Genomic DNA, 10,505 nt, shown 5'->3' on the forward strand with positions numbered 1-10,505 from the left:
TCTAGCTACAGTTGGTCATTCTGCAAGACTTCGTCCGTCATTCTGCAGTAGTTCGTCCGTCATTCTGCAGCACTTCCACAGTGCATGTCCGAGCCGGGCGCTAGAGTGTTGTCCATGAACTTCGATGCCACCCGCATGCTCTCCTTCGACCTCGAGACCACCTCCGTGAACCCTAAAGAAGCCCGCATCGTCACCTCTGCCCTGGTGCGCATCGATGGGCGCGACGTCAATAGCCAGGAGATGCTCGCCGACCCAGGCGTGGAAATCCCCGAAGAGGCCGCAAAGATTCACGGCATCACCACGGAAAAGGCCCGTGCGGAAGGCCGCCCGCATGAGGACGTGCTCAAGGAAACGGTCGACGCCATCTATCAGGCCTGGGACGATGGTCTGACCCTCATTGTCTACAACGCCGCCTACGACCTATCCGTGCTACGCGCGCTGACCGGGGACTTCACGGTGAACGGTCCGGTGTTCGATCCTTTCGTCATCGATCGCGTCAAAGACAAGTGGCGCAAGGGCAAGCGCACCTTGGGAGAGGTGTCCGCACACTACGGCGTGGAGTTGAGCAACGCACATGAGGCAACTGCCGACGCCCTCGCGGCCGCCCGCGTGGCCTGGAAGCAGGTGCGTCAGCACTTCCCCGAGTTAGCTCAGATGGATACCAACGAGCTCATGGAGTACCAGGCCGTGGAGTGGTACAAGGACCGCGAGTCCTTCAAGAAGTACCTGGAGGGCCGTGGGCGAGACGCCTCGAATGTCTCCACCGCGTGGCCGATGATCTCCTAATTCCCACGCCCTGTCTGCCTAGAACCCTTGCTATGTTTCTAGAATTGTGGAATTCTAGAAACTATGGAAACGACAGTTGAAGCTCGCCTCGCCGAGCTTGAAGCGCGCGTCGCCGCGCTTGAGGGACGCGCCAGCGCCGAAAACACCGACCCCGCTTCACCGGCCTCTACCCAACCAACCACAGAAGATTCGACCTACTGGCTCGTTGACGCCCTCGCGCCCAACGATCAGCTTCCCGATGGCTCCGTCATCTTCGGCGGCAACATAAACGTGGGCAAGCGCACTTATGCCTACCAATGGCAACGCCCCACCAACTTCGTCAGCGACGAGGCGTGGACAGAAAATCTCGAACGCCTCTCCGCGCTCGCCCATCCCGTCCGTGGTGAGATCCTTCGCCGCCTCCTCGCCGCACCCGCGACGGCCGCCGAGCTTGTCGAAGAAAACATCGTCTCCTCCACCGGCACCGCCTATCACCACTTGAGTGCACTGACCCATGCCGGCTGGACCACCAAGTCTGGTGGCGAATATTCCATCCGCCCCGCCCGAGTTATTCCCCTTCTCACCATCATTACTGCAAGTGAGGACCACTAATGAACAACCGTGCCGTATCCAAGATTGCCCTATCTATCATCACCTTCATTGCTGTTGCCGCCGTCCTCCTCGTTGTAGGACCACAAAGAATTGCTCTGGCACAAGACAAAACTGGCGACGAATCCCTAGCAACCCAGCTGGAAAAGCACTCCGAATCCGGTTTCCACAACCTCACCGCCTTCACCCTCCAAGACGGCAAGGCCACCTTCGCGGGACTGGGCAGCGACGAGCACACTGAAGTCGAAATCGGCTCCGTCACCAAGATGTTCACCGGCGAACTGGCCCACCAGCTCGTCGAAGAAGGAAAGTTGCAACCTGATACCACTGTGGGCGAGGTCCTCGATGTAGGCGATGCACCCGTCGCTGACGTCACCGCCCAGGAATTGCTCGACCACACCTCGGGTCTACCGCGACTAGCGAGCACGGACCTCCTCAGCAGTCTCGTCTCGGGTGTCACCGGTTCGAACCCCTATGAAGGCGAGACCGTAGATGACATCATGGCTGCCGCCACGAACGCCGAGCTGAAGAACCGCGGCGAAGAATCCTATTCCAATCTTGGCTATGGGCTCCTGGGCCACGTGGTGGAGACCGTTGCCGGGCAGCCTTATGAGCAGATGCTCAAAGAACGCATCTTCGAGCCTGCAGAAATGACCGAAACCTATCTCATGACGCCGGGCTCCGTGCCCGACGACGCCCCACAGGGACTTACCAACACCGGCCGCCACGCCGAGCCTTGGGAGGAGGACGGCTCCGCACCCGCGGGCGCTATCCGCTCCACGGCAAGTGACATGGCCAAGTTCGCCGAGTGGTTTATGGATAACGGCGATACAGAATACGGCTGGGTTCCTAACGAAGACGGCCCAGGTTTCTGGCACGACGGCGGCACTTCTGGCTATTCCACAATGCTCATCATCGATCCGGACACCAAACGCGCTACTTTCGCCAACAACGATTCACCCGCCGGCACCAAAGACCTAGCCCAATCACTATTCGACGAGCTCGCATCCTAAGGAGAAACCATGTTCCTCACCATCAGCATGATCATTATCATCGCCTCCCTCCTGTGGTCCGCATGGAAGGCATTTACCACCCCAGGAAAGACGGTCTACCGCGCTATTTCTGTAGCGATTACAGCCCTTGTCATTGTGTTCATCGGTTATACCTTGCCCTGGTATGACGGCCTCCACTTCTTCTGGTGGTATGGCCTCGTCGCCGCATGTGCTACGTACGCCGGAGCGGTGGCTTGGCGGGCTATGGACTCGAAGCCCGCAAACACAATCTAAGTCCTCCCGCAAACTGACGTTATGACTGCTCCCTCTCACCGCATCCATAACGTCGCCCCCACCGTAACTGCCACCCTTCAGAAGCGCGCTGGCGGCGCGAACCGTCGTCGGACCCTGAAATGTCCCCGCTACAAACGGGACTCGAGTCAAGGCTGCGGATGAGGTCGATAAGTTTGTTCGAGCCTTCCCAGTTCAAGATGATGAGGTCATCGAGTTTTGTCCCGTTCGGGTAGTTGCTTGGGGCCTAAAAACGAATCTCGCGAACTACGCCAGGCTCGTGCGCAAGTTGAATCTCGAGCTAGCGACTCTGTTTTCGTAACTTTGCCGGAATCTCTGCCATCTCTGCTACTTCCACTGTCTCTTGAGTAGCACCCAGCTGCACCGCTACCAGGAATTTGACTAGTTCAGCGATCGCTGTATAGTTCAGCGCATGCTGACTATTGCTTCGCGTCTCGACGTGATGAACCGCCTGGGTCGTGCACTGGCCGACCCCACTCGATCCCGGATCATCTTGACCCTGCTCGACCATCCCGCTTACCCGGCGGAACTGTCCCGAGATCTGAACCTGACACGCTCGAACGTGTCCAATCACCTGGCATGCTTGCGCGATTGTGGGATTGTCGTCTCCGAGCCCGAGGGGCGTCGGACACGATACGAGATCGCCGATCCGCACCTGGCGCAGGCGCTGACCACATTGGTCGATGCCACCTTGGCAGTAGACGAAGACGCCCCGTGCATCGATCCCGCCTGCTCGCTTCCCGGGTGCTACGCAGCTGGGGAGGACGCATGATCCTCACCTCGGTCTTGCAGGCGATCGGCCTGTTTGCAGCTACCAACATCGACGACATCATCGTGCTTTCCCTCTTCTTCGCGCGAGGGGCAGGCCAGCGCGGCACTACCGCCCGCATTCTGGCCGGCCAGTACCTCGGATTCGCCGGCATCCTCGGTGCCGCGGTTCTGGTGACCATGGGCGCCGGAGCATTCCTGCCCTCGACAGCCATCCCGTACTTCGGCCTCATCCCGCTGGGCCTCGGCCTCTGGGCTGCATGGCAAGCCTGGCGCGGAGACGATGACGACGACGAGGCCAAGGTTGCCGGCAAGAAGGTAGGCGTGGGGACAGTCGCAGGCGTCACCTTTGCCAACGGTGGCGACAACATTGGCGTCTACACCCCTGTATTCCTCAGCGTGGAACCTCTCGCAGTAGTCGCCTACTGTGTTATCTTCCTCGCGCTCGTTACGGTCCTAGTGGCCCTGGCAAAGTTCGTCGCCACCCGCCCCCCGATCGCGGAAGTGCTCGAACGCTGGGAGGGCATCCTCTTTCCCATCGTTCTCATCGGCCTCGGCATCGTGATCCTCGTCAGCGGTGGAGCCTTCGGGCTATGACGTAGCGGTAGCGTTCCAAACGGCCCCGACTGGGCGCACCCTTCTCGGTTCAAACCCCAACAACTACCCGCAGCCTCGCTGTCGCCGTTATCGGACTTACCATGCTCTGGTATGGCGGCCTCCACTTCTTCTGGTGGTACGGCCTCGTCGCCACATGTGCTCTGTGCGCCGGCGCGGTGGCTTGGCAGGCCGGCGCGCCAAAGAATCGCAGAGTTTAGCCATTGTGCATGCACATTGCATGCACTATCATGGCGGGCATGACAAGCCCCAAAACAACCAATGTTCAAATCCGTGATGTCAATACTGACGTCGTCGACATTCTCAAAATGCGCGCCGACCGTAAGGGCATTTCCCTCTCTAGCTACCTGCGAGAGACCCTTGAGAAGGTCGCGTCTCGCCCGTCCTTAGAAGAGAAGTTGGAGGAACTCTCGCAGCGCGAACCCATTGAACTCAAGAAGGACTTTGACGTGGTGGCCGCAATACGTGAAGCACGGGACGCTTCATGACACTGTTAGTCATTGATGCCTCTGCAGCGATCGAGTTTCTCTTGAAACGAGATGCGCTTCAACGACTTAGCACTGCTTACCCCGCGTTCGATTTTATTGCCCCGAGTCACATGCCCTTGGAATGCCTCACCGTGTTGAAAAGATTGGAGCGGACAGAAGCAATCGACAGCGCTACGGCAAGCCTTCTTGCCAACGATGTCATGGACTTGAACATTGAATTGATAAGCGTAGGCGACATCGCCAACCATGTGTGGAGCCGTCGACACACCTTCTCCATTTATGATTCAGCCTATATAGCAGTGTCCAACATCTTCGAAGCCCCTCTCCTCAGTCGAGACACTCACCTCATGACCGCGTGGCCCAACTCGATTGACTTGGACAGCTTGCCTTAAACGCCAAAAGTCTCCCAAATCTCCTTCTTTTAAAAAGTCTCCCAAATCTCCCAATGCGCTAGGATGCAATTATGTCCCCGCACGAGAATCCTTTCCGCCCCACGTTCGGCGTGCCCCCACTGTTTTGGGTTGGCCGCACGGCAGTGCTCGATACCTTTCGGGCTGCCCTTGACTCCCAGCCGGGAACACCCGGCCGCTCGCTCATCATCAGCGGCGCCCGCGGTATTGGTAAGACGGTGCTCCTGAACGAACTCGAAGATATCGCCTCGAGCCGCGGATGGATTACGTTGCGCGCCTCCGGACGCAGCTCCATGGTGGAAGAACTTGTCGATACCACCATCCCGCGCATCATGGACAAGCTCGCCCCGGCAGACAAGCACAAGGTCAACCGCGTCGGTGTTGGCGGCCTGGCAACCATCGGCATTCAGCACAACACCGAAGAGGCCTATAAACCCACGCTCAACACTCGCCTGCGCGAGCTTTTAGCGCTACTCAAAGGCACAGGCGTACTGCTCACCATCGACGAGGTCCAGGACGCGGACGCAGACGACCTCACCTCCCTGGCCGTGACCTACCAGGACCTCGTGCGCGATGAGCTCGACGTTGCCATCGTGGCCGCTGGCCTGCCGCAGGGCGTTAACCGCCTACTGGACTTGCCTGGAGTGACCTTTCTACGCCGCGCCCAGAAGTTTGTTCTGGGCCCGCTCTCTCCTGCTAACGCCACCGTGGCCTTCACAGAGACTGCCGCGCACTCCGGGCTTGAATTCACTGATGATGCGGTCGCCGCTGCCGTGCGCCTTTCCCGCGGCTATCCCTATCTCGTGCAGCTCGTCGGTTCATTGGCCTGGGGCAGCGCGCAGCGTGGAGGTGGAAGCAGCATCGAGGAACGCGACGTCACGGCAGTATCAGCCGAGGCCATCTCGGTTCTCGGCGCCCAGGTCCATCAGCCGGCCACTCTGGCGCTCCCGCCGGCGCAACGGCTCTTCCTCGAAGCGATGAGCGCGGTCATGGAGGATGGCACGGCGGAAATCAAGAACATCGCCGCGCACCAGGATCGGACGGTGCGCTCTCTATCGGCTACGCGCCAAAGGCTTATCGACGCCGATCTCATCGAACCCACCGCCCACGGCCAGCTCCAATTCGTCATCCCATATATGGAGGCCTACTTCACCTCTACCGACAGCCTGGGACGAGTCGATTAGAAGCTGGGTTAAAGGTCACCGGCGTCACGAGCCAGGATATCGGCGGTCTCAGATACCGAGCGCAAAGTGCTAGCGGAAGCCCCGACTGGGTACACGTCGAATTTATCGACGAGCAGCTCGCGCGGCATGCCAATGCGGTCGAGGTGGCGGGCCAGCGCGATGGCCTCCGCGCGGGCATCGGAACCCTCGATGCCCAGACCAATGCGTTGCCCTGCGTTGAGGTGCTCGCCCAAGCCGTCGAGGTGGCGCGGGGTGTCTAGACCGCGAAAATCCGTGAGGAACGTGGGAGCGGCCGGCGCCAAAGACCACAGCGGCGGGGCATGGAGGTAGTCCACGTCAAAAGACTGTAGGAGGTCGAGCGCGACCTCGTCCGGGACGGCGGGAATGGTGTCGAAGTCGGTGGTGCCCGGAATGCGCCCGGCCACGATGTCAGCGAGCAGGGGCTCGTCGAGTTGTACGACGACCTCCCCGTGGAAACGGCGCGCCACGTCGTCGGCGTGGGCGTGGAGGCCGTGGCGGAGGGCGTCGGCAAGCTCGTTAAAGGCACCACGATCGGTGAGGACGCGGTGACCGTCGGAAAGCTCAATGCTCGCCGCGAGCGACCACGGACCGAGTGCTTGCACCTTGACGCGGGGCACGCTCTCGCCCCACACCTCTTGGACCTCGTCGAGGTCACGTTCCAACCGGTCCCACGTCCGACGGGTCAGAAGCTGCGGGCGCGTCGTCATGCGCCACGACCGCGGGCCGCGGTCAATGGACAAAGCCTCCAGCATGCTGGCCGTGCGCCCCACCGCATCTGAGCCCAGACCGCGCTGCGGCAGCTGCGGAATGGCGGGAAGCTCCGTCTCCCCCATGATGATGTCCGCGGCCTCCGCGATGGAGGTGCCAGGCATGGGGCCAAGCGCAAATCCAGTCATCTATTCAGTCCCGCAGATAGTGCCGGAACCCAGCACAATATCGCCGAGTTCATCCGGGCTCGGCAGGTAGAGCACCGCCGCTTGGCCGCGGGCCACGCCGGACAGTGGTTCGGTCAGCTCCAGTGTCATGCGGTCTGCCTCGCGGTCCACGTGGGCGCGGCAGGGCACGACGGAGCCGTGCGCGCGCACCTGCACCTCGCAGTCGAAGTCCCCTTCCATCGCCGGGTGCAGGTACTTCAGGCGGTCGGCCTCGATGCGCGTCACGGCGAGATCAGCGCGCGAACCCACGGTGACTGTACCGGTGGCAGCGTTGATGTCGGTGACATAGCGTGGGGAGCCGTCGGCAGTCGGCGTTTTAATGTCCAGCCCCTTGCGCTGGCCGATGGTGTAGTTCCACGCGCCATCGTGCTCCTTGAGCTCATTGCCTTGCGTATCCACGATCATTCCCGGGCGCAGCCCAATGGAGCGACCCAGGAAGGCCTGGGTATTGCCGTCCGGAATGAAACAAATGTCATAAGAATCAGGCTTGGACGCAGTAGAAAATCCGTGGCGCTTCGCTTCCTCGCGGATCTGCGGCTTCGGAGTATCGCCAATGGGGAAGAAGCAGTGGTCCAGCTCCTCCTTGGTGATAACACCCAGCACATAAGACTGGTCCTTGTTCTCATCCAGGGAGCGGCGCATGTAACCGTCGGCGTCGATAGTGGCGTAGTGGCCCGTTGCCACCGCATCGAAGCCCAGCGCCATGCCCTTGCGCAGGAGTGCTGCGAACTTGATCTTCTCATTGCAGCGCAGGCAGGGATTCGGGGTCTCACCGCGGGCGTAGGAGTCCACGAAGTCCCCGATGACGGCTTCCTTGAACTCCTCAGAGAAGTCCCACACGTAGAAAGGAATGCCAAGCTTATCGCAGATACGGCGGGCGTCGGCAGAATCCTCCAGGGAGCAGCAGCCACGCGCCTTCTCCCGGGTCTGCTGGGCGTCCTTGTGCAGGGCTAAGTGCACGCCAATGACGTCGTGGCCTGCTTCTACCGCTCGGGCGGCCGCCACGGAGGAATCGACGCCTCCGGACATGGCTACCAATACTCGCATGCTCTCCCCTTCTCGTTGCTGTGTCGTCCACCAAGGCTAGTCTCCTACCCCAACACCCCACCAAACCGAGCTATTCCCTAAGCTTGGGAACACTATGGGTAGGAAACGCAACACCGAAGAATCCATCGCCGGCACCTATGAAATCTCCACCGGAGAACTTGTGGTCAAACCAGATCCATTCCGCGACGGCGCCTACATCCTCAACATCAACGGCGTGCCCTCCTCCCACCTCGTTCCCGATGAGCCGCGGGCCTTGGAGTTTGAATACATGCGCTGGATCGCTGCTGCGGTAGAGCACCTTGCGCCCGGCAAACGCCTTCTGCACTTGGGCGGCGGAGGCTGTTCTCTTCCCCGCTACTTCGCGGATCTTTGGCCAGATTCCCACAACACCGTCGTCGAACTCGACGCAAAGCTGGCGGAGCTCATCCGTGAGCTGGCCGATATCCCCTCGGCACCCCGCGTGAAAATCCGGGCCGGCGAGGCACGAGCAGTAACTGAGGGCTTCCCAACCCACCGCTTCGACGTCATCATTCGCGACGTCTTCGCAGGCGCCGTCACGCCAGAATCCCTCACCACAAAAGAGTTCTTCCAACACGCCCACGCCACCCTAAGTTCCGGGGGTCTTTACGTGGCTAACTGCGGCGACTACCCCGACCTGCAGGGCGCAAAGGCGGAGCTCGCCGGAATGGCAGAAGTCTTTGAGCACGTCGCAGTTATCGCCGATCCTCCCATGCTTAAGGGCCGGCGCTACGGCAACATCATCCTCATTGGTTCAGATACCGAGCTTCCCACAGACGGCTCCCCCGCAGCCGCCACGATATCCAAACCCCTATTGCGCGGGGCCGTGCCCGCCCACTACCGCGACGAGGCGTGGACGCGCCACTTCTTCAGCGGCGCGAGTCCGCGTCGCGATACGCCTGCTCTTTAAAGCAGGTTGTTAAGCAGGTCCGCCACCTGCTTGGAGTCGAACGCCGGCACCTCGACGCCCGCGCCGTGACCGGCGGTGCGCGCCACGTCGGCGGCGGTATCTACGTCCTGCTGGTCAATGTTATTCGAGTCGAAGTCCTGCACGTGCTCCGCGTTATCGAGGAACAGGGCCAAGTCGCCGGTGGTGGCGTCGTGGTTGGCCAGCTTGTCCAGATCGCCGGTGCTAATAGCGCCGGTCTTCAGCAGCTTCTCCGCCTGCTCGATGAGTTCGGTCGGGTCGATGGAGATGCCCGCGTCCTGCGCAGCCTGAGCCACGGCCGGGATCGCCATCGCGCCGGCGGCCACGGCAAGAATGCCCGCGATGAGCACGCCGGCGTCATCGCCTAGGTCGATGCCCGGCACCACCAAGTCGTCGACGATGCCACCGAAGTCGATGTAGTTACCACCGGAGAAGGACTGCAGCTGGGCCTCGGTGCCGTTGAACAAGTTCATGTCGACGTCGGTTTCAATGCCGGCCACTCGGCCAGAACCCGAGCGCTGCCAGAATGCCAGTTTGTCCCAGCCACCGACCGGGTCCGGTGCGGTGTCCTGGTAGGCAGCCAGCCACAGCGGGTACTCGGAGAAGCGCGTGGTATTCCCCATCTGCCCCATCCAGAAGTACTTGTAGGTATACAGCATCGGGGTGCGGCCTGTCAGGGACTTGACCTCAGTCATGAAGGTGTCAATCCACTGCTCAAGCTGCGCGGCGCTCAGGCCCTCATCGACCTCAATGTCGAGCACCGGCGGCAGAGTCTGGGTTGGCACCAGCGCGATTTGGGACGCGAAGCTGGCTGCCTGCTGCTTGGCATCCCCTGCTGGGCGCGCGTAGTGGTAGGCGCCGACCTTTAACCCAGCGGCCGATGCAGCATTGGCATCGCGCACAAAGTGATTGTTGACGAATCCGACGCCCTCGGTAGCTTTGACGAAGGCATAGGACTGTCCATCAGACTTCACGGCATCCCAGTCGATTCCACGCAGGGACATGTGATTGTTTCCTGAAACGTCCACACCGGATGGCGCATAGGACGGAATAGCGACGGCAGTGGATACGGACAATGCCACGGCCGCTACTGCGGTAACGGCGGCGGTAACAAGGCGACGTGCATGGCTCATGCGCGCCACACTACCGAATCAATCACATACATCACTGAAGCAACACGCGAAACATTCAACTCTTATGCCACACATTTAACACGACTCCCGTCCACCGCCCCCAGCAACAGCAACCGCTGTTAGACTTCCCTTCACATCGCCACCACCCCAGCAGGCGATTGCTGAGAGCGGCTTGTTGGTAGGGGTGTTGCGGAACGGTGGTAGGGCTGGATTCCGACTAGGTGGTAGGGCCGGGCAGCTGGCCTTGTCGGGGCCAGCGGCCGGGCCTTTAATCCGATCG

13 protein-coding genes are annotated in these 10,505 nt (G+C 60.8%); 10 read left to right on the forward strand and 3 right to left on the reverse strand.

Features of this window, described 5'->3' with window-relative positions; genetic code table 11:
• Positions 1–114: 114 nt before the first annotated feature.
• The 9 genes from M5J09_RS08800 to M5J09_RS08840 all read left to right on the forward strand — a co-directional run bounded on the left by M5J09_RS08800 (position 115) and on the right by M5J09_RS08840 (position 6,143).
• Complete coding sequence (locus M5J09_RS08800; protein WP_257157606.1) at positions 115–786, forward strand: 3'-5' exonuclease; 672 nt, start codon at positions 115–117, stop codon at positions 784–786.
• Positions 787–849: 63 nt separating this feature from the next.
• Positions 850–1,377: a helix-turn-helix transcriptional regulator gene (locus tag M5J09_RS08805; RefSeq protein WP_257157607.1), complete on the forward strand. Its 528-nt coding sequence runs from the start codon at positions 850–852 to the stop codon at positions 1,375–1,377.
• Entirely contained in the window at positions 1,377–2,387 is a 1,011-nt protein-coding gene (locus M5J09_RS08810; protein ID WP_257157608.1) for a serine hydrolase, read from the forward strand. The genes M5J09_RS08805 and M5J09_RS08810 overlap by 1 nt, the downstream gene beginning before the upstream one ends.
• A gap of 9 nt (positions 2,388–2,396) precedes the next feature.
• A complete protein-coding gene (locus M5J09_RS08815; RefSeq protein ID WP_257157609.1) occupies positions 2,397–2,660 on the forward strand; it encodes a hypothetical protein in 264 nt (87 codons plus the stop codon).
• Between the two features lie 430 nt (positions 2,661–3,090).
• Positions 3,091–3,450: a helix-turn-helix transcriptional regulator gene (locus M5J09_RS08820; protein WP_257157610.1), complete on the forward strand. Its 360-nt coding sequence runs from the start codon at positions 3,091–3,093 to the stop codon at positions 3,448–3,450.
• Positions 3,447–4,043, forward strand: a complete 597-nt coding sequence (locus tag M5J09_RS08825; protein ID WP_257157611.1) for a cadmium resistance transporter — start codon at positions 3,447–3,449, stop codon at positions 4,041–4,043. The genes M5J09_RS08820 and M5J09_RS08825 overlap by 4 nt, the downstream gene beginning before the upstream one ends.
• 257 nt (positions 4,044–4,300) lie before the next feature.
• A complete protein-coding gene (locus M5J09_RS08830; RefSeq protein ID WP_257157612.1) occupies positions 4,301–4,549 on the forward strand; it encodes a hypothetical protein in 249 nt (82 codons plus the stop codon).
• Positions 4,546–4,941 (forward strand): type II toxin-antitoxin system VapC family toxin, encoded by a 396-nt coding sequence (locus tag M5J09_RS08835; RefSeq protein ID WP_257157613.1) that lies wholly within the window; start codon positions 4,546–4,548, stop codon positions 4,939–4,941. The genes M5J09_RS08830 and M5J09_RS08835 overlap by 4 nt, the downstream gene beginning before the upstream one ends.
• Before the next feature lie 71 nt (positions 4,942–5,012).
• Positions 5,013–6,143 carry an ATP-binding protein gene (locus M5J09_RS08840; RefSeq protein ID WP_257157614.1) on the forward strand — a complete coding sequence of 377 codons (1,131 nt, stop codon included), beginning with the start codon at positions 5,013–5,015 and terminating at the stop codon, positions 6,141–6,143.
• 8 nt (positions 6,144–6,151) lie between these two features.
• On the opposite strand, the gene M5J09_RS08845 is transcribed toward M5J09_RS08840, so the two are convergent.
• Both M5J09_RS08845 and mnmA read right to left on the reverse strand, forming a co-directional pair.
• Positions 6,152–7,060 (reverse strand): methionine synthase, encoded by a 909-nt coding sequence (locus M5J09_RS08845; protein ID WP_257157615.1) that lies wholly within the window; start codon positions 7,058–7,060, stop codon positions 6,152–6,154.
• A complete protein-coding gene (gene mnmA / locus M5J09_RS08850) occupies positions 7,061–8,146 on the reverse strand; it encodes a tRNA 2-thiouridine(34) synthase MnmA (protein WP_070536664.1) in 1,086 nt (361 codons plus the stop codon).
• Between the two features lie 94 nt (positions 8,147–8,240).
• Between mnmA and M5J09_RS08855 the strand changes: the two genes are divergently transcribed.
• On the forward strand, positions 8,241–9,074 hold the full coding sequence (locus M5J09_RS08855) for a spermidine synthase (protein WP_042530523.1): 834 nt from the start codon (positions 8,241–8,243) through the stop codon (positions 9,072–9,074).
• On the opposite strand, the gene M5J09_RS08860 is transcribed toward M5J09_RS08855, so the two are convergent.
• The gene (locus M5J09_RS08860; protein ID WP_042533207.1) at positions 9,071–10,225 is read right to left on the reverse strand and encodes a glycoside hydrolase family 25 protein; all 1,155 of its coding nucleotides are present in this window, start codon (positions 10,223–10,225) and stop codon (positions 9,071–9,073) included. The genes M5J09_RS08855 and M5J09_RS08860 overlap by 4 nt on opposite strands.
• Between the last annotated feature and the right edge of the window lie 280 nt (positions 10,226–10,505).

It is taken from the genome of Corynebacterium sp. BF-R-2 (assembly GCF_024586525.1).
Taxonomy (GTDB): Bacteria; Actinomycetota; Actinomycetes; order Mycobacteriales; family Mycobacteriaceae; genus Corynebacterium; species Corynebacterium singulare.

Excerpts from the sequence above, each read along its gene's own strand:
- M5J09_RS08815 (WP_257157609.1), top strand. The coding sequence starts at position 2,397 with ATGTTCCTCACCATCAGCATGATCATTATCATCGCCTCCCTCCTGTGG.
- M5J09_RS08830 (WP_257157612.1), top strand. The coding sequence starts at position 4,301 with ATGACAAGCCCCAAAACAACCAATGTTCAAATCCGTGATGTCAATACT.
- mnmA (WP_070536664.1), bottom strand. The coding sequence starts at position 8,146 with ATGCGAGTATTGGTAGCCATGTCCGGAGGCGTCGATTCCTCCGTGGCG.
- M5J09_RS08825 (WP_257157611.1), top strand. The coding sequence starts at position 3,447 with ATGATCCTCACCTCGGTCTTGCAGGCGATCGGCCTGTTTGCAGCTACC.
- M5J09_RS08800 (WP_257157606.1), top strand. The coding sequence starts at position 115 with ATGAACTTCGATGCCACCCGCATGCTCTCCTTCGACCTCGAGACCACC.
- M5J09_RS08845 (WP_257157615.1), bottom strand. The coding sequence starts at position 7,060 with ATGACTGGATTTGCGCTTGGCCCCATGCCTGGCACCTCCATCGCGGAG.
- M5J09_RS08805 (WP_257157607.1), top strand. The coding sequence starts at position 850 with ATGGAAACGACAGTTGAAGCTCGCCTCGCCGAGCTTGAAGCGCGCGTC.
- M5J09_RS08860 (WP_042533207.1), bottom strand. The coding sequence starts at position 10,225 with ATGAGCCATGCACGTCGCCTTGTTACCGCCGCCGTTACCGCAGTAGCG.
- M5J09_RS08855 (WP_042530523.1), top strand. The coding sequence starts at position 8,241 with ATGGGTAGGAAACGCAACACCGAAGAATCCATCGCCGGCACCTATGAA.
- M5J09_RS08835 (WP_257157613.1), top strand. The coding sequence starts at position 4,546 with ATGACACTGTTAGTCATTGATGCCTCTGCAGCGATCGAGTTTCTCTTG.
- M5J09_RS08840 (WP_257157614.1), top strand. The coding sequence starts at position 5,013 with ATGTCCCCGCACGAGAATCCTTTCCGCCCCACGTTCGGCGTGCCCCCA.
- M5J09_RS08820 (WP_257157610.1), top strand. The coding sequence starts at position 3,091 with ATGCTGACTATTGCTTCGCGTCTCGACGTGATGAACCGCCTGGGTCGT.
- M5J09_RS08810 (WP_257157608.1), top strand. The coding sequence starts at position 1,377 with ATGAACAACCGTGCCGTATCCAAGATTGCCCTATCTATCATCACCTTC.